The sequence below is a fragment of the Kitasatospora sp. NPDC057692 genome (genome assembly GCF_042799475.1).
In the GTDB taxonomy this organism is placed as follows: domain Bacteria; phylum Actinomycetota; class Actinomycetes; order Streptomycetales; family Streptomycetaceae; genus Kitasatospora.
On record NZ_JBHVIV010000001.1, the window covers coordinates 203949 to 229885 of the forward strand.

Genomic DNA, 25937 nt, shown 5'->3' on the forward strand with positions numbered 1-25937 from the left:
ATGCGTCGCCACCAGGCCGCGTCCGACCCCGTCGCCGTCCCCGCCGCAGCCGACGTGCCGCTGCTCGCCACCCAGGCGGCGATCTGGTACGCCCAGGCGCTCGACCCCGACAGCCCGGTCTACAACACCGGCGACGCCGTCGAGATCACCGGCCCGCTGGACGCCGAGCTCTTCGAGACCGCCCTGCGCCGGGCCGTCGGCGAGGCCGACGCGCTCGGCGCCGTCGTCGTCCCCGACGCAGGCGGCGACGGTGCCGACGCCCCGCGCCAGCGCCTCACCCCCGACCGCCCCTGGCCCCTGCACCACCTCGACCTGCGCACCGACGCCGACCCCGAGGCCACCGCCGAGGCCTGGATGCGCGCCGACCTCGCCCGGCCCGTCGACCTCGCCGAGGGCCCGCTGTTCACCCAGGCCCTCATCCGCCTCACCGACGAGCGCCACTGGTGGTACCAGCGCGTCCACCACCTCGCCGTCGACGCCTACGCGCTCACCCTCCTCACCGGCCGGGTCGCCGAGCTCTACACCGCGCTCACCACCGGCGCCCGCCCCACCGACCGCACCTTCGCCACCCCCGCCGAGGTCGCCGCCGAGGAGGCCGCCTACCGGGCGGGCCAGGACCACGCCGCCGACCGGGAGTTCTGGCGCGCCCGGCTGGAAGGCGCCGACGCCCCCGCCACCCTCCCCGGCGGCACCCCCGCCGGCCCCGCCGGACTGCCGCGCCTCGCCGCCGAACTGCCCACCGGCACCCTGCCCCGCCTGGAGGCCGCCGCCAAGGCCGCCCGCGCCACCTGGGCCGAGCTCGTCATCGCCGCCACCGCCGGCTACCTGCACCGCCTCGCCGGCACCGAGGACGTCGTGCTCGGCCTGCCGCTCGCCAACCGCCGCGGCCCCGCCGCCCTGCGCACCCCGATCGCCACCGCCAACGTCCTGCCGCTGCGCCTCGCCGTGCACCCCCGCGACACCGCCGCCGAACTGCTGCGCCGCGTCGTCCTGGAGGTCCGCGACGTCCGCCGCCACCAGCGCTACCCGCTGGAGGACCTGCGCCGCGACCTCGCCCAGACCGGCACCCGCCGCGCCCTGTTCGGGCCCATGGTCAACATCAAGGCCTTCGAGGGCGACCTCGACCTCGCCGGCCTGCCCGCCACCGTCCGCAACCTCGCCGCCGGCCCCGTCGACGATCTCGCCCTCGCCGTCTCGCCCGGCCCCGACGGCGCCCTGCGGATCGGCCTCGAAGCCCACCCCGACCACTACGGCGCCGACGCGCTCGCCGCCCACCGCGACGGCCTGCTGCGCTATCTCGACGGCCTCGCCGCCCTGCTGCTCGACGACCCGCACACCCCGATCGCCCGGATCGACCTGCTCGACGAGGACGCGCTGCGCCGCGCCACCGCCGGCCGCAGCGAGCCCGCCGCCACCCGCACCGTGCCCGAACTGCTCGCCGAACAGGCCGCCCGCACCCCGGACGCGATCGCCCTGCGCAGCGGCGCCACCGCCCTCACCTTCGCCGAACTCGACGCCGCCGCGACCCGCCTGGCCCACCGCCTCGCCGCCCTCGGCGCCGGCCCCGGCACCCCGGTCGCCCTCGCCATGCCGCGCGGCGCCGACACCCTGGTCGCCATGTTCGCCGTCCTCAAGGCCGGCGGCGCCTGCCTCTCCCTGGACCTCGCCCACCCCCGGCAGCGGATCGCCGACATCCTCGACGACACCCGCCCGGTCTGCGCCGTCGGCACCGCCGAGGCCCTCGCCGCCCTCCCGGGCGCCGCCGACCGGCCCTCCGTCGCCCTCGACGACCCGGCCGTGCGCGCCGAACTCGCCACCCTCCCCACCGCCGCGCCGCCCGCCCCCGACCCGGCGGACACCGCCTACCTGCTGCACACCTCCGGCTCCACCGGCCGCCCCAAGGGCGTCGTCGTCACCCACGCCTCGCTCGCCAACCTGCACGCCGGCCACGGCGAGGACCACATCGCCCCCGCCGTCGCCCGCACCGGCCGCGACCGCCTGCGCATCGCCCACAGCGCCTCCTTCGCCTTCGACGCCTCCTGGGACCCGGTGCTCTGGATGCTCCACGGCCACGAGCTCCACCTGCTCGACGACGACACCTACCGCGACCCGGCCGCCCTCACCGCCCACGTCCACCGCGAGCGGATCGACTACCTCGACGTCACCCCCTCCTACCTCGACGTCCTGCTCGCCGAAGGCCTGCTGGCCGAGGACCGGCACCGCCCCGCCGTGATCGCGGTCGGCGGCGAGGCCACCCCCGACCCGCTCTGGCGCCGCCTCGCCGCCGTCGACGGCCTCGCCCCCGTCAACCTCTACGGCCCCACCGAGACCACCGTCGACGCCTACTCCTGGACCCCCGGCCCGGACGGCACCCCCGTCGGCCGCGTCGTGCGCGGCTCGCGCGCCTACGTCCTCGACGGCTCGCTGCGCCCCGCCCCCGACGGCGCGACCGGCGAGCTGTACGTGGCCGGCGCCTGCCTGGCCCGCGGCTACCTCGGCCGCCCCGACCTCACCGCCGAGCGCTTCCTCGCCGACCCCTACGGCCCGCCCGGCAGCCGGATGTACCGCACCGGCGACCTCGCCCGCCGCCGCCCCGACGGCACCCTGGAGTTCCTCGGCCGCGCCGACGACCAGGTGAAGATCCGCGGCTTCCGGATCGAGCCCGGCGAGATCGCCGCCGTCCTCGGCGAACTCCCCGGCGTCGACCGGGCCGTGGTCATCGCCCGCCCCGGCCCGCAGGGCAAGCGCCTGCTCGGCTACGCCGTCCCCGCCGCCGGCGCCGTCCTCGACGGGGCCGCGCTGCGCTCCGCCCTCGCCGCCCGGCTGCCCGAGCACCTGGTGCCCGCCGCCGTCCTCGTCCTCGACGACCTGCCGCGCACCGGCAACGACAAGCTCGACCACCGCGCCCTGCCCGAGCCGGAGTCCACCGGCACCGACGACGGCGCCGCGCCCGCCACCCCGCAGGAGGAGATCATCTGCGGGCTCTTCGCCGACCTGCTGGACCGGAGCGAACTTCCCTCCCGCGAAGCCGACTTCTTCGACCTCGGCGGCCACTCCCTGCTGGCCGGCCGGCTCGCCGCCCGGCTGCGCGAGACCCTCGGGGCCGCCGTCGGCTTCGCCGACGTCTTCCGCAACCCCACGCCGGCCGCCCTCGCCGCCCTGCTGCGCGAGCGCTCCGCCCCCGAGCCCCGCCCCGCCCTGGTCCCCGTCGAGCGCGGCGGGAACCTGCCGCTCTCCCCGGCCCAGCGCGGCCTCTGGTTCCACTACCGGCTCGAAGGCCCCAGCCCCACCTACAACATCCCGCTCGCGCTCACCCTCACCGGCCCGCTCGACCGCGACGCCCTCGCGCTCGCCGTCACCGACCTCGCGGCCCGGCACGAGACCCTGCGCACCGTCTACGGCGAGTCCGCAGACGGCGAGCCCTACCAGCGGATCCTGCCGCCCGCCCCGATCGAGCTGCACAGCGGCACCGGAGCGCTCGCCGACGCCGTCCGGTACGCCTTCGACCTCGGTGCCGAACCCCCGCTGCGGGCCACCCTGTTCGACGAGGGCGACGGCCGGAGCACCCTCCTCCTGCTGCTCCACCACATCGCCGGCGACGGTGCCTCCACCACTCCGCTGGCCCGCGACCTCGCCACCGCCTACGCCGCCCGCCTCGCCGGAAACGCCCCCGAACTCCCGGCGCTTGACGTCCAGTTCGCCGACCACGTGGCCTGGCAGGCGAAGCTGCTCGGCGCCGCCGACGCCCCCAGCCCGCTCGCCGTCCGCCAACTCGACCACTGGCGCAAGACCCTGGCCGGCCTGCCCGACCAGCTCGACCTGCCCACCGACCGCCCCCGGCCCGCCGTCGCCGCCCACCGCGGCGCCACCGTGCCGTTCCACCTCGACGCCGCCGCCCACGCCGCCCTGGCCGCGCTCGCCCGCACCACCGGCACCAGCGTGTTCACCGCCGTCCAGGCCGGCCTCGCCGCGCTGCTCGCCCGGCACGGCTGCGGCACCGACATCCCGATCGGCACACCCGTCGCCGGCCGCGACTCCGACGAAACCGCCGCCCTGGTCGGCTACTTCGTCAACTCCGTGGTCCTGCGCACCGACCTCTCCGGCGAGCCGACCTTCCGCGAGCTGCTCGGCCGTGCCCGCACCGCCGTGCTCGGCGCCCACGACCACGCCGACCTGCCCTTCGACCGCCTGGTCGAGGAACTGAACCCGCCCCGCTCGCTCGCCCGGCACCCGCTGTTCCAGGTCATGCTCGCCTGGCAGTCCGTCCCCGACCGGGAGTTCGAGCTCGGCGGCGGACTCACCGCCGCCATCGCCGCGATCCCCTCCGGCACCGCCAAGTTCGACCTCACCCTCAACGCGGGCGAACTGCGCGAGGGCGGCATCGCGGGCTTCCTGGAGTACCGCACCGACCTCTTCGACGAGGCCACCGTCCAGGCCCTCGCCGAGCGCCTGGCCCGGCTGCTCACCGCCGCCGCCACCTCGCCCGACACCGCCGTCGGCCGACTCCCGCTGATCAGCACGGAGGAGCACCACCGCGCCCTGGTCGAGTGGAACGGCACCCCCGTCGGCTCCGTCCCGGGCACCACCCTGCCCGAGCTCTTCGAGGCCGCCGCCCTCGCCGACCCCGGCTCGGTCGCCGCCACGTGCGACGGCGACTCGCTCAGCTACGCCGAACTCGGCTCCCGCGCCGACCGGCTGGCCCGGCTGCTGGCCGCCCGCGGCATCGGCCCCGGCACCATCGTCGCACTCGCCCTGCCACGGTCCCTGGACCTGGTCGTCGGCCTGCTCGCGGTCGCCAAGTCCGGCGCCGCCTACCTGCCGCTCGACCCCGAGTACCCGGCCGACCGGCTCGCCTACATGCTCGCCGACGCCGCCCCCGCCGCGCTGATCACCGACCGCGCCACCGCACCCCGGATGCCCGACCACCGGGTGCCGCAACTCCTGGTCGACGGCAGCGAGTCTGACGGATTCCCGGCGGTCCCGCTGGCCCAGCACGAGCGCACCCGCCCGCTGCGCGCTGAGGACACCGCCTACGTCATCTACACCTCCGGCTCCACCGGCCGCCCCAAGGGCGTTCCGGTCACCCACCACAACGTGGTCCGGCTGTTCTCCGCCACCGACCACTGGTTCGGCTTCGGCGCCGAGGACGTCTGGACGCTGTTCCACTCCTACGCCTTCGACTTCTCGGTCTGGGAGCTGTGGGGCGCCCTGCTGCACGGCGGCCGGCTCGTCGTCGTCCCGCACCTGGTCAGCCGCGACCCGGCGGCCTTCCTCGGCCTGCTCGCCCGCGAGCGGGTGACCGTCCTCAACCAGACGCCCTCCGCCTTCTACCAGCTCAGCGCCGCCGACCGGGAGCACCCCGGCAGCGAACTCGCCCTGCGCTACGTGGTGTTCGGCGGCGAGGCGCTCGAACTCGGCCGCCTCGACGACTGGTACGAGCGGCACGCCGACGACGCACCGACCCTGGTCAACATGTACGGCATCACCGAGACCACCGTGCACGTCTCCTACATCGCCCTCGACCGGGCGAGCGCCGCCGCCGGCACCAGCAGCACCATCGGCGTCAACATCCCCGACCTGCGCGTCTACGTCCTCGACCCGTACCTGCGGCCGGTCCCGCCCGGCGTCACCGGCGAGATGTACGTCGCCGGCGCCGGCCTCGCCCGCGGCTACCTCGGCCGTCCCGCGCTCAGCTCCGAGCGCTTCGTCGCCGACCCGTACGCCGAGCTCTTCGGCGAGCGCGGCACCCGGATGTACCGCTCCGGCGACCTCGCCCGCCGCCGCGCCGACGGCGTCCTGGAGTACTTCGGCCGCGCCGACCAGCAGGTCAAGATCCGCGGTTTCCGGATCGAACTCGGCGAGATCGAGGCCGTCCTGGCCGCCCACCCGGCCGTCGCCGACGCCGCCGTGATCGTCCGCGAGGACGCGCCCGGCGACAAGCGCCTGGTCGGCTACGCGGTCCTCGCCCCCGGCGCGGAGCAGGCGGGCGCCGAGGAACTGCGCGCCCGCGCCGCCGCCGACCTGCCCGTCCACATGGTCCCCTCCGCCGTCGTGCTGCTGGACCGACTCCCGCTCACCGCCAACGGCAAGCTCGACCGGCGCGCCCTGCCCGCCCCCGACGCCCCCGAGACCGGTGCCGGGCGGCCCCCGCGCAACCCCCGCGAGCAGCAGCTCTGCGAGCTGTTCGCGGAGGTCCTGGGCGTGCCCGCGGTCGGCGTCGAGGACGACTTCTTCGCCCTCGGCGGCCACTCCCTGCTGGTCGTCCGGCTCGCCGGGCGGATCCGCGCCGTGCTCGGCCTGGAGGTCGGCATCGGCACGCTGTTCCAGGCGCCCACCGTCGCCGCGCTGGACGCCGCGCTCGCCGCCGACACCCCCGGCGCCGACGCGCTGGACGTCCTGCTGCCGCTGCGGCCCACCGCCCCCGGCCGGCGCAACCCGCTGTTCGCCGTCCACCCGGCCGGCGGGCTCAGCTGGTGCTACACCGGTCTGATCCGCAACCTCCCGGCCGACGTGCCGATCTACGGCCTCCAGGCGCAGGGCGTCGGCGCCGCCACCGCCGGCGAGCCGCTGCCCGCCACGATGGAGGAGCTGGCCGCGCACTACGTCGACCGGCTGCGCGAGGTCCAGCCCGCGGGCCCGTACCGGCTGCTCGGCTGGTCCACCGGCGGCATCATCGCCCACGCGATGGCCGCCCGGCTGCAGGAGCTCGGCCAGGGCGTCGAACTGCTGGCGGTGCTCGACGCCTACCCGGCCGAGGGCTTCCGCGACCTGCCCGTCCCGGACCAGGCCGAGGCCCTGGAGGCGCTGCTCACCATGGGCGGCTACGGACCGGAGGACCTCGACGGCCGACCGCTCGAACTCGCCCACGTCACCGAACTGCTGCGCCGCGAGGGCAGCCCGCTGGCCGGCCTGGACGACGCCACCGTCGAGGCGCTGAACCGGATCTACCTCCACATCAACCACCTGGTGCGCGGCTACGACCACCGCCGCTTCGAGGGCGACGTGCTGTTCTTCCGCGCCACCGTCGACACCATCGACGACACCCTGGTGCCGGAGCTGTGGACGCCGTACGTGGCCGGGCGGATCGACAACACGAACGTCGCCTGCTCGCACAAGGACATGACGCTGCCCGAGCCGATCGCGCACATCGCGGGCGTCGTCGCGGAGCACCTGTCCGTCCTCGACTCCCACGCCTGACAGCTGACGGATGACAGATAGCAGCTGACGGATGACAGCTGACAGATTCTGTCAGCTGTCATCCGTCAGCCCCACCGCCGACCGCCCACTCCACCCCGCCCCACCCCGCCCCGTCTGGAGAACCCAACCCATGAGTGACGCCCCCGCCAACCCCTTCGACGGCGACGGCGAGTTCCTCGCGCTCGTCAACGACGAGGGCCAGCACTCGCTCTGGCCGGCCTTCGCCGCCGTCCCGGCCGGCTGGACCGTCGCCCACGGGCCGTGCGAGCGCGCCGCCGCCCTCGACTGGATCACCGCCCACTGGACCGACCTCGACCCGGCCCGATGAGCCAGGCGGACACCCAGCCCGGCCCCGGCACCCCGACCGGCCCCGGCCCCGGCCCCGGCCCCGGCCCCGGCCCCGACCCCGCCGCCCCGGCGCGCCCGCTGTTCGCCGGGCGCCTCGCCGTGGTGCTCGTCTACACGGCCGCGATGTGCATGAACGGCCTGGACTCGACGATCGTCAACCCGGCCCTGTTCACCATCGCCGGGGACTTCGGCCGCCCGGTCTCCGCCGCCAACGCCGTGGAGACCGCCTTCCTGGTCGGCCTCGCCGTCGGTCTCCCGGTGGCCGGCTGGCTCGGCGACCGGTTCGGCGTGCGCCGGGTCTTCCTCGGCTCGCTCGCCGTCTTCACCCTGGCCAGCGCGCTGTGCGCGGCCGCGCCCGGCCTCGGCGCGCTCACCGCCGCCCGCGCGGTCCAGGGCGTGGCGGGCGGCCTCCTCACACCGGTCGGCATGACCCTGCTGTTCCGGGCCTTCGAGCCGCACGAGCGGGCCGGCCTCGGCAAGGTGCTGATCGTGCCGACCGCGCTGATGCCCGCGCTCGGCCCGCCGCTCGGCGGCTTCCTCACCGAGCACCTCTCCTGGCACTGGCTGTTCCTGGTCAACGTGCCGATCGGGGTCGCGGCCGTGCTGCTCGGCCTGTTCGGGCTGCGCGACCAGGACGAGCCGCCGGCCGGCCGCTTCGACACCACCGGCTTCCTGCTCGCCACCCCCGGCCTCGGCCTGCTCACCTACGCGCTCGGCTTCGGCCCCGCGCACGGCTGGGGCTCCCCGGCGGTGGCGGCCTCCGGCGCGCTCGGCGTGCTGCTGCTCGGCCTCGCCGTCCGCCACCAACTGCGCGCCGAGGACCCGCTGGTGGACCTGCGGCTGCTCGCCGACCGGACCTTCGGCGCGGCGAGCTGGCTGGCCCTGCTCACCGCCGCCGGCCTGATGGGCGCGCTGTTCGCCTTCCCGCTGCTGTACCAGGCGGCGCTCGGCGCCTCGGCGCTGGACGCGGGCCTGAGCGTCTTCCCCGAGGCGATCGGCCTGATGGCCGCCTCGCAGGTGGTCGACCGGCTGCTGCCCAGGCTCGGCCCGCGCCTGCTGGCGCTGCCCGCCCTGCTGCTGGCGGCCGTGGTGCTGGCCGCGCTGGCCGTGCCCGGTGTCGGGGAGAACGCCTGGGCCGTGCGGGTGCTGATGTTCGGCGTCGGCCTGATCCTGGGCACCGCCGTGCTGACCGTGCAGATCGCCGGCTTCGCGGACGTGCCGCCGCCCGCGATGGGCCGCGCGATGGGTCTGTTCACCATCGTCCGCACCCTCGGCGGCGCCTTCGGCATCGCCGGAGCGGCGGCCCTCATCGGCGCCCTCTCCGAGGACGGCACCCACGCCACCGACCCCGGCCCCTACCGGGTCGCCCTGCTGGCCACGGCGGCCGCCGTCGCGCTCGGCGCCCTGGTCGCGGCCCGCCTCCCGAAGGAGCCCCCGGGCCCGCCGCCGATGGACTGACCGTGCCGGACGACCGACGGCCCGCCGCCCTGCCCGGGGTGGCGGGCCGTTGTGCCGGGTACCCCCGTAGCGGGTTCCCCGTGCCGGGCTCACTCGGGTCGCGGCAGATCGATCCTCTCCCGCTTGTAGGCACCGATCACCTCGACGCCCTTGGTCCCCCGGATGCCGTCCAGCGGCAGCGCCTCGGTGTACGGGGCGGTGACGGGCAGCTGGATGCCGGAGGGCAGCGAGCCGGTCACCTCGATGCCCCAGTACTCCGGTTGTTTGAAGTAGACCAGCGGGACCAGGCGGACCGTCATGTTCTCGTAGGGCTTCTCCCCGCTGACGACGAGGATGAAGGTGCCCGGGACGATCCCGGGCACCGCCTTGGCCGCGTCGAAGTCGATCAGCCGCACTGATTCCGGCCCCGGTCGCTGACCGAAGTCCTCCGTCATGGTGACCCCTTTCGTCGCTGAGTGTCAGGAATTGATCACTCGTTGCGCAGGGTAGTCGAGGGTCGCCCACGAACCGGGCCTCCAACACGCCGTCGTCCCCGGCGGGCGGCGCCGCTCAGAGCTCCCTGACCAGCCGGCGGTGGCCCGGGCCCCACCGGTAGCCGAGCGCGGCGTTCACGGCGACCATCGGCACGTTGCCGGTCTCGACCTCGGTGTGAGCCTTCCGCACTCCGTGCCCGGTGAGGTGGCGGGCGGCGTGCAGTTTGAGGGTCCGGGCCAGGTCGCGGCCGCGCCAGGGGCGCAGCACCCCGGTGTAGTGGACGTGGCAGGCGTGCGGGTCGGGGGTGGCGTGCACGACGGTGGCGCCGACGATGCGGCCCGTGCACTCGGCGGTGAACACCCAGTCCGCCCGCCCGGCGGGGCCGCCCAGCGTCTCGGCGCGCCACTGCTCGAACTCCGGGAGGGTGTCGGCGAATCCCGGGTTGTCGCGCAGGGTCTCCCGGTAGAGGTGGTGGAGCTGCCGTTCGGGCTCGGGCGCGGTGGTGGTGGCGAGGGAGCTCAGGTGGAACCCGGGTGGCGCCTGCGGGGCGGGCAGGTGCGGCCCCACGGCGGCGACCGCCGACCGGACGTGGGCGTCCACCCGGTAGCCCCGGCCGAGCAGCAGGCCGGTCAGGTCGGACGGGGACGTCCCGTGGGCGTGGCCCGACTCCTCGTCCCCGTCCGGGAGTTCGCCGAGCAGCCGGGAGGCGCCGGCGCCGCGCGCCCAGTGCTCCAGCCCGTCGTAGAGCGGCAGCAGCCAGGCCGGGGCGCGTCCGGGCGCGCTGACGACGAGCGAGGCGAGATCGCCGGGCGGCGTCCAGGGCGCCCGCCAGGCGGTGGCGTAGGCCAGTAGGTCGCCGGAGGGGCCGGGCTGGACCAGGCGGACCCGGCCGTGCCCGGTGAGCCGCCCCCGGTGGTCGGTGGAGAGGTCGTCCGCGGCCGGCAGTGCCGCGTCCCGGTCCCGGAGTTCGGCCGCCGTCACGGGCGCGGCCCCGTCGTCGGACAGCAGCTCGGCCAGCGCGGGGTAGTCGACCTCGGGCCGGAACGGGCGGATCACCCGTGGCCGCCGCGGAGAAGAGAGTCGGTCACATGTGACACTGTACTGATTCCAAGTCGGGCCCGTCCGGCATTTCCCGAAGCGGCCGCCGTCCGTCCCGTGCGACCGTAGCCCGGCCGCCGACGCGCTCACCCGATGGGTTGGAGAATGCCGGATTCCCGGGCGGGCGGTCGCGGCGGGCAGTACGGTGCCCGCATGACCGTGCTCGTCCGCCGTCGTCACATCGACTTCGGCCGCATTCACTCCACCGGCTGTCCGGTCATCGTCTGATCGTTCGTTCGATCGCCCGGCCCGACCGGCCGCGCCGCCCCACGGGGCAGTGCCGCCACGGCCGCCGTCCACCTCGCCGGGGAACACCGTCGAGGCGCGCGCATCCAGCAGGACCGGCCGCCGCGCGCCCGGGTGCCCACACGCGCCCCGGCCGACCACGATCCGATCCCCCGAAGGGACAGCCGTCCGCCATGACCGACACCGCCACCGACCACTACCTGCGCAACAACGCCGACTACGCCGCGGCCTTCGACGGGCCGCTCCCGCTCCCGCCGGCCCGCCGCACGGCCGTCCTGGCCTGCATGGACGCCCGGCTCAACGTCTACGGCGCGCTCGGCCTCGCCGAGGGCGACTCGCACGTGATCCGCAACGCCGGCGGGGTGGCGACCGAGGACGCCATCCGGTCGCTGGCGATCAGCCAGCGGCTGCTCGGCACACGGGAGATCATCCTCGTCCACCACACCGACTGCGGCATGCTCACCTTCGGCGACGACGCCTTCCGCGAGTCGATCCGGGAGGAGACCGGCGTCAAGCCGCCGTGGGCCGCCGAGGCCTTCGCGGACGTGGAGGCGGACGTGCGCCAGTCGGCCGCCCGGATCCGCACCAGCCCGTTCGTCCCGCACACCGGCGAGGTGCGCGGCTTCGTCTTCGACGTCGCGACCGGGCTCCTCAAGGAGGTCGTGCTCTGACCGAGGGCCGCGGGTCGGCGGTTGCCCGGCCGCCGGCCCGCGGTCAGTGCCCCTGCGACCCCTGCGACGACCCCTGCGACCTCTGCCGGCCCAGCAGGTGCACCAGGCCGTCGGCCAACCCGCCGCGCCAGCAGGCGTAGTCGTGGCCGCCGTTGAACTCGCGGTAGGCGAGGTCGTAGCCACGGGCGGTCAGGACGTCGCGCAGGTGGCGGTTCTGGGTGAGCAGCATCCACTCCTGGAGGCCGACCTCCACCCAGAACCGGGCGGTGCCGCGCTCGCTGGCGGCGAACCGGCGGGTCAGCCACTCGCTCCCGCCGTCGAACTCGGTGCCGTCCGGCCACCAGAACGAACCGGACTGCGACAGCGCGTTGCCGAACCGCGCGGGTCGGCGGAAGGCGGCGAACGCGGCGGTGAGGCCGCCCGCGCTCTGCCCGGCGATCACGGTGCGGGACGGGTCGGCGGTGGCCCGGTGCTCGGCGGCGGCCCAGGGCAGGATCCGGTCGGCGAGCAGGTCGACGAAGTCCGGATTGCAGCTGAGGTCGTCCGGCCGGCCGGGGCCCATGGTGTGCACGAACAGGGCGACGGTCGGCGGGAGGAGGCCCTCGGCCGTCAGGTTGTCCAGGGTGTCGCCGAGGGACAGCACCTCGCCCCACATCTCGCCGTCCAGCAGGACCAGCACGGGGTAGGGGCCGGCGTCGGCGCGGTGCCCGGCGGGCAGGTGTACGTCGACCCGCCGTCCGGCCACCTCGGCGCGCACGGTGCGGCCGCGGGGCACGTCCGCGCGCCGCGCCGCGTACGGCTGGGCGGGCGCCTCGGGCAGCGCGAGCACCGAGGAGGGGTGGCGGCCGTCCCGGGCGGGCAGCCGCTCGCCGGCGCAGTGCGGGTCGGGCCGGGCGCCGTCCAGGACCCGCAGCCAGTCGGCCCGCCGGGTGCCGGGGACTGCGCCGCGCACCGGGTACAGCTGGTAGGAGGCCCGGTGGTCGGCGCGCAGCCGGTAGGTGCGCGACCAGCCGCCGGCCCGGCGCTCCATCAGGTGCGGGGTGAGGTCGCCGGCGTGCCGGTCCTTGTCGGTGACGGTGTGGACGAGCGCGAGCACGCCGTCGTACGGCTCCTCGCCCGGCTCGTCGCGCAGCACGAAGGTCACCTGCCGGTAGGCCGGGTCCTCGGGGTCGGGGTCGACCAGCGGCGCGCCCTCGGCGGCCACCCGGGTCCAGAACGCCTCGTCGGAGGGCTGAAGTTCGATGTGCACGGGGTGAACTCCTCGGTGGTCAGACGGTGTTGCCCTTGCGGCCGAGCAACACCCAGAGCAGGAAGGGGCCGCCGAGCACCGTGGTGACGATGCCCACCGGGATCTCGACGCCGGCGATGAGCACCCGGCCGAGGGTGTCGGCCAGCACGATCAGCACCGCGCCGACCAGCGCCGAGCCGAGCACCGGGACGCGGGCCGGTCCGGCCAGCCGTCCGGCGACCACCGGCGCGGCCAGCGCGACGAAGCCGACCGGCCCGCAGATCCCGACGGCGAGTCCGGCCAGCGCCACGGCGAGCAGCAGGCAGACGAGCCGGACCCGGCCGGGGTCGACGCCGAGCGAGGACGCGACGTTGTCGTCGAACCGCAGCACGGCCAGCCGGCGGGCCACCACCAGGGCGAGCGGCACCAGCACGGCCAGGCCGATCAGCACCGGCGTGGCCACCTCGTAGTCGCGCCCGTTGAGGCTGCCGGAGGTCCAGACGTACAGCGAGGACGCCGAGCTGAGCGAACGCCGGGCCATCGCCACCTGGATCACGGCGGAGGCGAGCGCCGACATGGCCAGGCCCACCACCAGCACCCGGTAGCCGCGCGCGCCGAGGCCGCCGGAGACGAGGGTGACCACGGCGACGGCGACCAGCGCGCCGATCGGCCCGGCCCACCAGGCGCCGAACGCGCCGGAGGCGGTGACCGAGATCAGCACGGCGGCGGTGGCGCCGTCGTTAACGCCGAGCAGTTCTGGGGTGGCGAGCCGGTTGCGGGCCAGCGTCTGGGTGAGGCAGCCGGCCAGGCCGAGGGCGGCACCGGCGGCGAGGCCGGCGACGATCCGGCCGAGCCGGAACTTCTGGACCAGCAGCACGTCGAGGCGTTCGCCGTAGCCGAAGACGGCCTGGAAGGTGCGGCCCAGGCCGAGTTCGCTCTGGCCGGCGTGCGCGGAGACCACCACGGCGGCCAGCAGCGCGGCGGCGAGGCCGAGCGCGGCCAGCGCTGAGCGGCGGGGGAGCAGGACGGACAGCGCGCCGCGCCGGATCACCAGGTCGGGCCGGGGCGCCTTCTCCTCCGGGTGGCCGTGGCGGCCGGAGGACTCGGCGGGCGCGGTGTCGGTCATGCCGAGCGCGGTCATCCGCCGGGAGCGGACGATGGCGATCAGGGTGGGCGCGCCGATCAGCGCGACGATCACCGAGACCGGGGCCTCGAACGGGCGGGCCACCACCCGGGCGAGCACGTCGGCGCCGGTCAGCACGGCCGCGCCGACGAGTCCGGCGAGCAGGGTGAGCCGCCCGACCCGGGGCCCGGCGGCGGCGCGGGCCAGGAAGCCGGCGAGCAGGCCGAGGAAGGAGATCGGTCCGGCCAGCGCGACGGCGGAGGCGGTGAGCAGGGTGACGGCGAGGGCGACGGCGGCGCGGGTGGCGCCGGGGCGGTGGCCGAGGCCGCGGGCGAGGTCGTCGCCGAGCGCGAGCGCGGACAGCGGCCGGGTGGTGAGCAGAGCGACCACGAAGCCGGCGCCGAGCACCGGGGCGAGCTGGCGCAGCGTCGTCCAGCCCTCCACACCGGCCAGTGAGCCGAGCACCCAGACCCGGTAGCGGTCGTACGCCTCGGGGGAGTTGACGATCAGCACGCCGGTCAGGCCGCCGAAGGTGGCGCCGACCGCGGAGCCGCCGAGGACGAGCCGCATCGGGGAGCCGCCGCCCCGGCTGCCGGCGATCGCCAGGACCAGCCCGCTGGCGAGCACGGCGCCGCCGAAGGCGAAGGCGAGGTAGCCGTAGGAGGTCTGGACGCCGAGCACCGCGACGCCGAGCACGACGCCGAGCGAGGCGCCGGCGTTGACCCCGAGCAGGCCGGTCTCGGCGAGCGGATTGCGGGTGACGGACTGGAGTTGGGCGCCGGCCACGCCGAGGGCGGCGCCGACCAGCAGCGCGGTCAGGGTGCGGGGCAGGCGCAGGTCGCCCACGACCAGGGCGAGCCGGCTGTCGGCGCGGGCGCCGTCGGTGTCGAGGAGGTAGTCGAGCACCCGGCCGGGGCCGACCTCGCCGGCGCCGACGGACAGCGAGAGGGCGGTGAGCGCGAGCAGGGCGGCGAGGATGCCGCCGACGGCGGCCCAGGAGGTGCGGCGCGACCGTTCGGCCGCCGGCGGGGCGGGGACGGGGGGATCCGCGTCGGCCGCCTCGGCGGTACCCACTTGCGACAATGTCATAAGGTAAGGCTAACCTAATGGTCATCGCGGTCGGACAGGTGTCCGGCCCTGCGCCGGATCCGTCCGGATCGTCCAGGTGTACGGCACCGCACCACCGTTCCACCGCACCACCGTCCGCACCGCCCGTCTGCAACACCCCTGCCCGGAGGCCTCCATGTCGACCCCCCAGAGTCCGCTCAGCCCCGCCCGCCGCCGCGCGGTCCAGGCGCTGGCCGCCACCGGGGCGGCCGCGCTCCTGCTCGTCGGCTGCGGCTCGTCGGGCTCCTCCGACAAGGGCTCCTCCTCGGAGCAGGGTTCGCCGTCCGCCGGCGCCGCCACCTCCGCCGCGGGGGCCCCGGCGGCCGACGCGGCCGGCGGCAAGCGGACCGTCAAGGACGCCACCGGCACGGCCGTCGAGATCCCCGCCGACCCGAAGCGCATCGTCACCCTCACCCAGGAGGACCTCGACGCGGTGCTCGCCCTCGGCCTCAAGCCGGCCGGCATCACCAACGGACAGGGCCTCAACGAGCCGCCGGCGTACCTGAAGGACAAGGTGCAGGGCATCCCGGTGGTGGGCAACCTGCTCCAGCCCGTGATGGACAAGGTCATCGCCGCCAAGCCCGACCTGATCCTGGCCGGCGACATGCAGGACCAGCAGGTGCTCAAGCAGCTGCGCGAGATCACCCCGGCCACCGTGGTCACGATGGCCCCGACCGACGACTGGAAGCTCTCCTTCCGCGGCATCGGAAACGCCGTCAACAAGCTCGACCAGGCCAACAAGGTCATCGCCGACTACGACGCCAAGGCCGCCAAGGCCGGCGGCGAGCTCGGCGAGAACAAGGGCAAGGCCGTCTCCATCGTCCGCTGGAACCCGACCGGCCCCAGCTGGATGGAGAAGAAGCAGTTCGCCAGCGGCGTCGCCCTCGACATGGGCCTGACCCGCCCGCAGGCCCAGGACAAGGACGGCAACGCCCACACCCCGGCGCTGAGCCTGGAGAAGATCAACGAGATCGACGGCGACTGGCTGTTCCTCTCCACCCTCACCGACGACGGCAAGGCCGCGCTGAAGGACGTCCAGTCCAAGCCCGCCTACCAGGAGCTGAACGCGGTGAAGAACAACCACACCGTGACCGTCGACGGCTCGGTCTGGTCGACCCGCGGCGGCCCGCTCGCGGCCGACGCGGTGATCGGCGACATCAGCAAGGCGCTCGGCGCCAAGTGACCGCCGGCGGCGGGCGCCCCCCTCACCGGGCGCCCGCCGCCCGGTTCGTTCCCCCCCTCCCAACCGAAGGAAGCCGCCATGGAGTTGACGGTCGAGGGCCTGACGGCCGGGTACGGTCCCGGGCGCCCGGTGCTGGGCGGCGTGGACCTCACCGTGCCCGGCGGGCAGGTGGTGGCGATCGTCGGCCCCAACGGCTGCGGCAAGTCCACCCTGCTGCGCTCGATCGCCCGCCTCCACCGGCCGGACTCCGGCCGGGTGCTGGTCGGCGGCGAGGACGTCTGGAAGCTGCGGCCCCGCCAGGCCGCCCACCGGGTGGCGCTGCTGCCGCAGAGCCCGCAGGCGCCGGAGGCGGTCACCGTCGCCGGGCTGGTCCGCTACGGCCGCCACCCGCACCAGGGCCTGTTCCGGCAGTGGTCCGCCGACGACGAGCGGCTCACCGCCGAGGCGCTGCGGGCCACCGGCGTCGAGGAGTTCGCCGACCGACGGCTCGACCGGCTCTCCGGCGGGCAGCGGCAGCGCTGCTGGCTCGCCATGGTGCTGGCCCAGGACGCCCCGGTGGTGCTGCTCGACGAGCCGACCAGCGCCCTCGACCTCGGCCACGCCGTCGAGGTGCTGGAGCTGGTGCGCGAGGTCGCGGCGGGCGGGCGCACCGTGGTGATGGTGCTGCACGACCTGGCGGCGGCGGCCCGCTACGCCGATCTCGTGGTGGCGATGCGCGGCGGCGAGGTGATCGCCTGCGGTCCGCCGCGGGAGGTGGTGGACGCGCCGCTGGTGCGGGCGCTGTACGACGTCGACAGCGATGTTCTGGCGGCCCCCGGGGACGGCGCGCCGGTGATCGTCCCGCGTGCGGGGAGCCGGTCGGCGGTCTCCCCGGCCGGCTGACGGCCCGCCGGCCGACCTGTCGCCGGTGTCCCGCGGACCTGTCGGCGGTGTCCCGCCGACGTCCCGCCCGCGTCCCCCGAGCGGCTCGGCGGGCGCGGCGGGTTGCGGCCGCTGCCGCGCCCGGTGTGGTCTGCTGGGTGTGGTCCGCCGGGTGGGCGTCCCCGGACGTCCGTGCGGCCGCCGCGCCCGCCGCCGTCGCCCGGGAGAGGTCACCGATGTCCCGTCGTTCCGCCGCCCTGTTCGCCGCCCTCGTCCTCGGCCCGGCCGCCACCGTCGGCTGCTCCGCCGCCGCCCCCGGGTCCGCCGGTCCGCCGTCCGCGCAGGCCTCCGCGGCCGCCTCGCCCGCCGCTTCCGCCTCGCCCTCCCCGGCCGCCTCGCCCCCGCCTCCCGCCGCGACGGTGCCGACCGTGCCGCCGGGCCCGGCCCCCTCCGCGACGCCCTCGCCGGCGCCCGGCGGCCCGGTGTCGGTGGGCGTGTCGGGCACCCTCGCCGAGGGCCTGTCCTCCCCCTGGGGCCCGGCCGTCCTGCCCGACGGCGACCTGCTGGTCTCCGAGCGCGACGAGGCCCGGATCCTGCGCGTCGCGGCGCAGGGCGGCGGCCGGACCGAGGTCGGAACGGTCCCCGGTGTGACCGCCGGGGGAGAGGGCGGCCTGCTCGGCCTCGCCCTCTCGCCCGGCTTCGCCGCCGACCACCGGGTCTACGCCTACCTCTCCACCGCCTCCGACAACCGGATCGTGCGCCTCGACTACGACCCGTCCCGCCCCTCCGGCGCCCAACTCGGCGAGCCCGTCGTCCTGTTGTCGGGCATCCCGCACGGCTCCCGGCACAACGGCGGCCGGCTCGCCTTCGGCCCCGACGGCTTCCTGTACGCGGGCACCGGCGACGCCGACGAGCGCCCGCTCGCCCAGGACCGCGACTCGCTCGCCGGCAAGATCCTGCGGCTCGCCCCGGACGGCACCCCCGCCCCCGGCAACCCGTTCCCGGGCTCGCCGGTCTGGTCGCTCGGCCACCGCAACGTCCAGGGCCTGGCCTGGGATCCGCAAGGGCGGCTCTGGGCCTCGGAGTTGGGGCAGGACACCTGGGACGAGCTGAACCTGATCACCCCCGGCGGCAACTACGGCTGGCCGACCGTCGAGGGCACCGCCGGCCGCCCGGGGTTCACCGACCCGGTCGCCCGGTGGCACCCCGCGGACGCCTCGCCGAGCGGCATCGCCTACGCCGCCGGGAGCGTCTGGATGGCCGCCCTGCGCGGCGCCAGGCTCTGGCGGATCCCGCTGGACGGAGCCCAACCCGTCGCCGAGCCGCAGGAGTTCCTCTCCGGAGCGTACGGCCGCCTGCGCGCCGTGGTGGCCGACCGGGACGGCACCCTGCTGCTGCTCACCGACAACACCGACGGCCGCGGCGAGCCGCGTCCCGGCGACGACCGGATCCTGCGGCTGACCGTCGACCAGGGCTGATCCCGACCGGTATTGGATCACCCGTTCGAGCGGTTTGAACCCGGCCCCGTCCTGGCACCCGGCGTTCCTACCGGCCAGTACCCCTCCCCGCGGGCCGCGTTGTCAGTGTGTCCCGTTACGTTCCTTCCATCACTGACCAGCTGGGAGGAGAGCGGCCGTGGCGTGGGTGGAAACGGGAACGGGCGGCTACCAAGTCGCCTTCGACGAGGAGGGCAGGGTGGTCTGCCGCAACGCGGCCGGCCGCCTGCTGAAGGCCGTCCCGCCGAAGCTGAACGACGACCCGGTGGTCGTCGGCCTCAAGCAGCTCACCGAGTGGCTGGAGGCGCACCGGCGCGGCTGCCTGGAGACCGTCGAGCGGTGGATGGTCCGCTCGCTGCCCGTGCCCGCCGCCGTCGTCACCGCCGTCTGGGCGGACGAGGCCTGGCAGGAGGTCCTGCGCGACCTGGTCGTCACCGGGCCGGACGGCGCCGTCGCCGGCTTCCTGCGCGGCGCCGACGCCGAGCGCGGCCTCGGCCTGGTCGACCTCGACGGGGACACCGTCCGGCTCACCGGCGGCGAACTGCGCATACCCCACCCGGTCCTGCTGGAGGACCTCGACGAGCTGCGCGAGTTCGCCGTCGAACTCGGCGTCTCCCAGCAGGTCCAGCAGCTGTACCGGGAGGTCTGGCACCGGCCCGGCACCACCGCCGGCACCGAGGTCTCCACCTACGCCGGCGGGCACTACGGCCAGCTGCGCGACCTGCTCGGCCGCTGCGCCCGGCTCGGCTACCGGGTCCGCGGCGGACACGCCGTGCTGCCCGTCGTCGAGGACGGCCTGGCCCTGGAGGCCCGGGTCTGGGTCGGCGACTACTACGAGTACGACGAGTGCGAGACCGGCGCGCTCAGCTGGACCGGCCCGGACGGCAAGGTCCTGCCGCTGGCCGAGGTCGGACCGGTCGCCTGGTCCGAGGGGATGCGGATGGCCGCCGCACTGTACGCCGGCCGCGCGATCGAAGGCGAGGAAGCCGCATGAGCACCACCACCGGACCCGACCGCACCCCCGGTGCGCCCGGCGACCACGCCCGCCACGAGCGGCTGCTGGAGTCCGGGGCGATCCTCGCCCCCGGCACCCTGACCGGCGTCGGTACCCCCGACAGCGCCGCCGACGTCCTCACCGCCCGCACCTACGCGCACCCCGTCCTCGACGGGCGCCGGATCGTGCGCCTGGTGCCCGGTTCGCTCGGCCCCGCCGAGGACGCCGCCGTCGACTTCCTCGGACTCACCCCCGCCGGCGGGCCCGTGGAGGTCGGCCAGGTCCGGCAGGAGGCGCTGGGCTTCCCCGCCTGGGCGCTCGTCAACGACCCGGCCAACGGCCACCACGCGCTCGCCCTGGTCAAGGAGATGGAGCGGCTCGCCCGCCAGGCCAAGTCCAAGCCCGGCCACGCCAAGGACGGGTTCGACGAGCTGGCCCTGCGGCTCGGCCGCGCCGTCCCGCACTTCCTGCCCACCTACTGCGAGCAGGTCGGCCGGATCTTCCTCGAACAGGGCAACCAGACCTACGCCAGCACCTTCTTCGGCAAGGCCCGCGACGCCGAGCGCACCCACAACCTCGCCGTCGACGAGGAGCGGCTGCGCGCCGTCTTCCTGGAGTTCGCCCTGGCCGGCGCGCTCAGCGTCAAGGCGCTGCGCCAGTACGTCAAGGAGCTGAGCGTCCGGCTCGACCCGCTGACCGCCTGGCAGCGGTTCCGCCAGCTGTGCACCGAGCGCTCCGCCGCCGGCATGGCCCCCTACGCCGGGGTCGCCGAGGACGCCCGCGCCCTGCTCAAGGCCGCCGGCCTGGACCGCGAGGAGCACGAGCGCGAGCTGCTCGCCGAACTGCTCGCCTCACCCGCCGTCAACCGGGCCCCCGGCGCCTTCTGGAAGGTCTGGCACGGCGCGGTCGTCGCCCTCGGGCAGCGCGACGACACCGCCCGTGCCCGGCTGCTGGAGCTGATGCCCGACCCGCCCGGCAACAACGACGCCGACGTCCAGGACGCCGCCTGGCTCGCCCTCCTCGCCGAGAGCGGCGCCGACCGGCTGCTCACCGAGCCGTCCGCCGCGGGCGCGGACGCGGCCGCCGCCCCGGCCCCCGAGCCGGCCGCCGCCTGGCTGCAGCGCTGGACCAACCACATCGGCCGCGGCTGGCGCGACCGGGGCCTGAGCACCGGGACCGTCGCCCTGGTCACCCGCATGCTGGAGCGGCTGCGCGCCGAGGCCGTCCCGGTCGACCTCTTCACCGGGGTGCGCCGCAGCGCCACCCAGGTCGAACTCCTCGACCTGCTGCTCGCGGAGGGCGTCCCGGTCGCCGACCCGGACGACGGTCACACCTTCCTCCTCCAGCACTGGGTCGCCGGCTCCTCCCCGACCGGCCGCACCCTGGCGGCCGTCGCCGCGGACCCCCGCTTCCGCCCCGCGCTGCGCGCCGCCGTCCCCGCCGTCTGGGACGCCGTGGACGGCACCGGTCTGGCCGCCCGGCCGGTGCTGCGCGAACTGTTCGTCGAGTGGTCCGACGTCCGCGTCGACGAACTGGAGGCCGTCCGCGGCCTGGAGAGCGCGGACGCGCTGCTGCGCGAGCTCAGCTCCCACCGCACCGGCATCCGCGACGAGAACCCGGCCGCCGCCCAGCGGATCGCCGACCTCGACGTGGCCGGGCTGCTCGCCCGCGCCCTGCGGGGCGGCATCCTGGACGAACTCGCCTGGCCGGCCCTGGAGGAGGCGCTCGCCAAGCTCGGCGCCGAGGGCGACGACACCCCCGGCTACGGCAACGGCCGCAGCCTCCCCAAGGGGCTGGTGCTGCAGGAGGCCTGGCCGAACCTGGTCCTCACGCGCGGCAACCAGGTCGTCGTGGCCGGACCGCAGGGCATCGTGCTCGAACACACCCTGCGCATCCCCGACAAGCTGGAGAGCCACCAGCACCCCCACGTCCGCCTCGCCGACGGCGAGCTGCTGGTCGCCTGGTACCACGACGGCAAGCAGCACGCCTACTGGTCCGGGCGGCCCGCCGAGACCTTCGTCCTCGGCGGCGAGACCATCGCCCGCTACTACGGCGGCAACGACGAGATCGAGATGCCGAGCCTCCCGCTGCCCGGCGGCGGCCGCACCGGCGGCCACCGGCCGCTGCACGTCGGCGACACCCAGATGCCCGACCAGGACCACGTCCTCACCGACGGCACCGGCCACTGGACCGCCCGCTGGGGCCGCGGCGGCAACGTGCTGCACGAACTCGACGCGGCCACCGGTACGGTGGGCCGCGCCTCCGAGCCGCCGCGGATCGCCGCGGGCGCCGCCGCGGGCCGCCTCGACGTCGGCCGCACCCGGCTGCTGCCGCTCGTCGCGGGCCTGGAGGCCACCCCGCTGGGCACCGACGGCACCGTGCTCGGCAGCTGGCCGCGGATCGAGACCCACAAGGTCACCACCGGCACCGCCGACGGCACCACGCTCGTCGCCGACAACACCGGCAGGCCGGCGCCGACGTACCCGCGCGGCCTGCTGGCCCTGCCCGGCGGAGGCCGGCCGGTCGTCCAGGACGGCGTCGGCCGCCACCTCGCCCTCGGCCTGCCCGCCGCGCACTCCGCGGCGGAGGGCACCGTCACCGCGGACCCGACCGGCTACACCGCCGACTTCGAACCCGGCCGCCCCGGCGGCCTGGACGCCGCCGGCACCCCCGTCGTGCTGCCGCTCGCCCTCTGGCACGCCCTGCGCCCGCGCGACGAGCAGGGCTCGGCGGTGCTGCGCGGCGTCACCGACGAGCAGGCCGCCCGCCTCGTCGACGCGGCCTGGCCGGTCGACGCCGAGCCCGTGCCCGCCGAGGAACAGCGCTGGATCACCGTCCAGGGCGTCCGCCGCCCCGTCGTCAGCAGCGGCAAGTCCGTCGAGGAGCTCCCGCTCGACGCCGTCGCGGCGGTCCTGCCGGGCATCGCCCACCGACGGCTGCTGGCCGGGGTGACCGGCCTCGCCCGCACCGCCGCCACCCTGCTCGACAGGATCGCCCGCTACCTGCCCCAGCCCGAGAACGAGGGCCGCACCACCGGCACCGACGAAACCCCCGAGTTCGCCCACCGGCCCGAGCACGGCACCGACCACCAGCTCAGCGAGGCCGTCACCCTGCTGCTGCCCGGGACCGGAGGATTCGGCCGCTCCTGGGAGCGAGCCGCCAACTACCGCGTCCTCAACAACCTCCGGACCGTCACCGCCGTCCTCGCCGAGCCCCCCGCGGCCGAGGGCGACGGCTGGAGCACCCCGCACCAGGTCCAGCTGCACGGCGACGACACCCACCACGGCTGGCTGCACGTCCTCGGCCGGCTCGGCACCCTCGTCTACGCGGCCGCCGCCCCGCTCACCTCCGAGGAGCACCGCGCCTCGCTCGCGCTGCTGCTCACCGAGCTCACCGCGGGGCCGCTCGCCGACCGCGGCGCCACCCTGCGCGAGGTCCTCCTCTCCGAGCCGCTCACCGACCCGAGCGTCGACCGGGGCAAGCACGAGCGCCGGGCGGGCCAGGTCTGGCGGCACGGCGAGCGCACCGTCGTCGTCCTCGGCTGCAGCCACCACCAGGACGACCGGGTGTACTGGCTCGCCGTCGACCACGACCCGAGCGGTGCCTTCGGCCCGGTCGCCCACTTCGCCACCACCAGGGAGCGCACCACCGAGGAGACCGTCACCGCCGAGTGGGTCGCCCGCTTCACCGCCCTGCTCGCCGAGCACGGCGCCATCACCCACCGCGCCGACCGCGCCGCCGACTTCGGCGAGCGCACCGGCATCGGCACCGTCCGCTCCACCCTGCTGTTCAGCCCCACCCCGGCCCTCGTCCAGTGGTACGGCTCACCGCTGCCCGCCGCGGCGCTCAAGGAGTACGGCCTCAAGTCCGCCGAGGCCAGGGCCGCCCGGGACTGGCTGCGCGGCCGCGAGCGGGCCGCCGTCGCCGACGTCTGGGCCGCCCTGCCGCCCGCGAACCCCGAGGACTTCTGGACCACCGGACCGGACAGCGCCGCCGGCGCCGCCCGTTGGACGGAGCGCCTCGGCCGGGTCGTCACCCTGCCCGACGAGGACCAGGCCGCCGTCAGCGGCGCCGGCATCGATCGGATCGAGGAGATCCTCAACCACCAGGCCACCCCGTGGCTCAGCCGCACCACTACCCAGCGGCTGCGCCTCCTCGGCGACGAGACCACGCCCGGCCTGCTGCCCGACGACGCGGACGCCGTCCCGCAGTACAGCACCCTGTCCGAGTTCGTCGACGCCCTCGCCTGGCTCGCCTACCGGCTGTCCTGGAACAGTCCGCTGCGCGCGCTGCTCGCCCCGGCCGTCCAGGCGCTGCGCACCCGGCTGGCCGACCCGGGGCTGCTGCTCGCCTACGACCTGCGCCGCAACAGCAAGGGCGACCCGCTGGCCGCCGTCCTGCGCACCCGCTACGGTCTGCCCGCCGAGGGCGGCGCCGACGCCGACGGACTGGTCCGCTGCGGCGAGGCCGTGGTGCTGTCGCCCGGCCACGAGAGCGCGGAGTACATCTGGTGGCGTCCGGCGGGCGTCAGCGGACCGCAGGACCCGGCACTGGAACTGCTCGCCGGCCTGGCCGAGAGCTACTGGCTCGCCCGCCAGCGGACCGTTCTCGCCGCCCTCCTGGACGGCGCCCTGGACCGGCTGGCCACCCTGCCGGAGCTCCCCGAGGCGGCCGCGGCCGCCGAGCCCGGAGCCGTGTTCTGGCCCCACCACCCGCTGCTCACGGTGCCGAAGCTGGTCACCGAGGTCGCCAAGACGCAGGAGCTGGGCGAGGACGCCGCCGTCGTCTACCTCCAGCTGCTCGCCCTGCCCGACCCGACCGACCGCAACGTCGCCCGTTGGACGGGCTGGAAGCCGGCCCGGCTGAAGAAGGCGCGGGCCGAGCTCCTCGCCTCCGGGCTGGTCGTGGAGGCCAAGCGGGCCCGCGCCGGGCGCACCCTCTTCCTCCCCTGCGGCTGGCAGGAGGCCAAGGCCCCCGGCCTGCCCGTCGAGATCTGGAAGGCCGGCCTCTACGCCCTTCCGACCCACCACGCCGCGCTGCCGATGCTGCCCGTCCCGGAGCTGTTCGCCCGGGCCTGGCAGCGCGTCACCGACGGGGACGCCCCCGGCTTCGAAGAGCTCCAGACCGGCAAGCGCAGGAAGGCCCGCCGATGACCACCACCGCCACCACGTCCACCACCGCTGCCGCCCCGCCCGGGCCGGCCGCCCGGCAGGTCGTCCTGCCCGAGGAGAAGTACGCCGCCGAACTGGAGTTCCTGGCCGCCCACGACTCCGGTCCGCGCCCGCCCGGCTGGCGGCTCACCCCGCGCGCCGTCGTCACCTTCGTGATGGGCAGCGGCGGCGAGAAGCTCAAGGCCGGCCGGAAGAGCCTCGCGATCGAGCAGAAGTTCGTCGGCGAGCGGGCCCTGGTCGAGCGCTGCGTCGTCACCCTCGCCGGTGAGCGCGGCCTGCTGCTCGTCGGCGAGCCCGGCACGGCCAAGTCGATGCTCTCCGAACTCCTCGCCGCTGCCGTCTGCGGCACCAGCGCGCTCACCGTCCAGGGCACCGCCGGCACCACCGAGGACCAGCTCAAGTACGGCTGGAACTACGCACTGCTGCTCGCCAAGGGCCCCAGCCGCGACGCCCTGGTGCCCTCCCCGGTGCTCACCGCGATGACCACCGGCGCGGTCGCCCGGGTCGAGGAGGTCACCCGCTGCCTGCCCGAGGTCCAGGACGCCCTGGTCTCGCTGCTCTCCGAGCGGCGGATCGCCGTCCCCGAACTCGCCGGCAGCCCCGACGGACAGCTGCACGCCGTCCCCGGGTTCACCCTGATCGCCACGGCCAACCTGCGCGACAAGGGCGTCAGCGAGATGTCCGCCGCCCTCAAGCGGCGGTTCAACTTCGAGACGGTCGGCCCGATCGGCAGCCTCGCCGCCGAGGTGGACCTGGTCCGCCGCCAGTCGACCGCCGCCGTCGCCCGCGCCGGCGCCGCCTACGCGGTGGACGACGCGGTGCTGGAGGCGCTGGTCACCGCCTTCCGGGACCTGCGCACCGGCCGCTCCACCGAGGGCTGGGACGTCGAGCGGCCCTCCACGGTGATGAGCACCGCCGAGGCCGTCTCGGTGGCCACCGCCCTCGGCGTCAGCGCCGCCTACCTGCCCGACGGCGGCGACCTGCTCGGCCGCCTCCCCGGCCAGCTCATCGGCGTCGTCCGCAAGGACGACCCGGCCGACGCCGCCCGGCTGCTCGGCTACTGGGACGGACCGGTGCGCCGCCGTGCCGAACAGGGCGGCGCCACCTGGCGCACCCTGTGGGAGCTGCGCTCCGCCCTGGAGCACTGACCCCCGCGCCGGCCCCGCCCCCCCCCCGGGGGCGGCACGAACCCTGGTGTCCGGAACCGCCCCCGCGGCGTTGCGCACCGCCTTCGCGGTTACTTCAGCCCGAGCACCATGGCGTCCGAGGGCGACTGCCACAC

At 76.1% G+C, this 25937-nt stretch carries 14 protein-coding genes; 10 read left to right on the top strand and 4 right to left on the bottom strand.

What is annotated here, in order from left to right; genetic code table 11:
* The 3 genes from ACFVFS_RS00880 (at position 1) to ACFVFS_RS00890 (ending at position 9003) form a co-directional block, all read left to right on the top strand.
* Positions 1–7197, top strand: coding sequence for an amino acid adenylation domain-containing protein (locus ACFVFS_RS00880; RefSeq protein WP_380618619.1), 7197 nt, complete (start codon positions 1–3; stop codon positions 7195–7197).
* A 130-nt stretch (positions 7198–7327) separates the two neighbouring features.
* Positions 7328–7525 carry an MbtH family protein gene (locus ACFVFS_RS00885; RefSeq protein ID WP_380618621.1) on the top strand — a complete coding sequence of 66 codons (198 nt, stop codon included), beginning with the start codon at positions 7328–7330 and terminating at the stop codon, positions 7523–7525.
* Positions 7522–9003: a DHA2 family efflux MFS transporter permease subunit gene (locus ACFVFS_RS00890; RefSeq protein WP_380618623.1), complete on the top strand. Its 1482-nt coding sequence runs from the start codon at positions 7522–7524 to the stop codon at positions 9001–9003. Before ACFVFS_RS00885 ends, ACFVFS_RS00890 begins: the two co-directional genes overlap by 4 nt.
* Before the next feature lie 89 nt (positions 9004–9092).
* Here the strand turns inward: ACFVFS_RS00890 and ACFVFS_RS00895 are convergent, their stop codons facing one another.
* Positions 9093–9437, bottom strand: a complete 345-nt coding sequence (locus ACFVFS_RS00895; RefSeq protein WP_380618625.1) for a hypothetical protein — start codon at positions 9435–9437, stop codon at positions 9093–9095.
* A gap of 115 nt (positions 9438–9552) precedes the next feature.
* Positions 9553–10533, bottom strand: a complete 981-nt coding sequence (locus ACFVFS_RS00900; RefSeq protein ID WP_380618627.1) for a GNAT family N-acetyltransferase — start codon at positions 10531–10533, stop codon at positions 9553–9555.
* 461 nt (positions 10534–10994) lie between these two features.
* Between ACFVFS_RS00900 and ACFVFS_RS00905 the strand changes: the two genes are divergently transcribed.
* A complete protein-coding gene (locus tag ACFVFS_RS00905; protein WP_380618629.1) occupies positions 10995–11492 on the top strand; it encodes a beta-class carbonic anhydrase in 498 nt (165 codons plus the stop codon).
* Between the two features lie 43 nt (positions 11493–11535).
* Here ACFVFS_RS00905 and fes read toward each other — a convergent pair whose 3' ends face one another.
* Together fes and fhuB are read right to left on the bottom strand one after the other, a co-directional pair.
* The gene (fes, locus tag ACFVFS_RS00910; RefSeq protein WP_380618631.1) at positions 11536–12741 is read right to left on the bottom strand and encodes an enterochelin esterase; all 1206 of its coding nucleotides are present in this window, start codon (positions 12739–12741) and stop codon (positions 11536–11538) included.
* A gap of 19 nt (positions 12742–12760) precedes the next feature.
* The gene (gene fhuB, locus ACFVFS_RS00915) at positions 12761–14932 is read right to left on the bottom strand and encodes a Fe(3+)-hydroxamate ABC transporter permease FhuB (protein WP_380618633.1); all 2172 of its coding nucleotides are present in this window, start codon (positions 14930–14932) and stop codon (positions 12761–12763) included.
* Between the two features lie 154 nt (positions 14933–15086).
* Here fhuB and ACFVFS_RS00920 point away from each other — a divergent pair, with 154 nt between their 5' ends.
* The 6 genes from ACFVFS_RS00920 to ACFVFS_RS00945 all read left to right on the top strand — a co-directional run bounded on the left by ACFVFS_RS00920 (position 15087) and on the right by ACFVFS_RS00945 (position 25803).
* On the top strand, positions 15087–16133 hold the full coding sequence (locus ACFVFS_RS00920; protein WP_380618635.1) for an ABC transporter substrate-binding protein: 1047 nt from the start codon (positions 15087–15089) through the stop codon (positions 16131–16133).
* A 78-nt stretch (positions 16134–16211) separates the two neighbouring features.
* Positions 16212–17015 carry an ABC transporter ATP-binding protein gene (locus ACFVFS_RS00925; protein WP_380618637.1) on the top strand — a complete coding sequence of 268 codons (804 nt, stop codon included), beginning with the start codon at positions 16212–16214 and terminating at the stop codon, positions 17013–17015.
* Positions 17016–17230: 215 nt separating this feature from the next.
* Complete coding sequence (locus tag ACFVFS_RS00930) at positions 17231–18472, top strand: PQQ-dependent sugar dehydrogenase (protein WP_380618639.1); 1242 nt, start codon at positions 17231–17233, stop codon at positions 18470–18472.
* 157 nt (positions 18473–18629) lie between these two features.
* On the top strand, positions 18630–19484 hold the full coding sequence (locus ACFVFS_RS00935) for a DUF4132 domain-containing protein (protein WP_380618641.1): 855 nt from the start codon (positions 18630–18632) through the stop codon (positions 19482–19484).
* Positions 19481–24637, top strand: a complete 5157-nt coding sequence (locus ACFVFS_RS00940) for a hypothetical protein (RefSeq protein ID WP_380618643.1) — start codon at positions 19481–19483, stop codon at positions 24635–24637. The genes ACFVFS_RS00935 and ACFVFS_RS00940 overlap by 4 nt, the downstream gene beginning before the upstream one ends.
* Positions 24634–25803: an AAA family ATPase gene (locus ACFVFS_RS00945; protein WP_380618645.1), complete on the top strand. Its 1170-nt coding sequence runs from the start codon at positions 24634–24636 to the stop codon at positions 25801–25803. The genes ACFVFS_RS00940 and ACFVFS_RS00945 overlap by 4 nt, the downstream gene beginning before the upstream one ends.
* Positions 25804–25937: the final 134 nt, after the last annotated feature.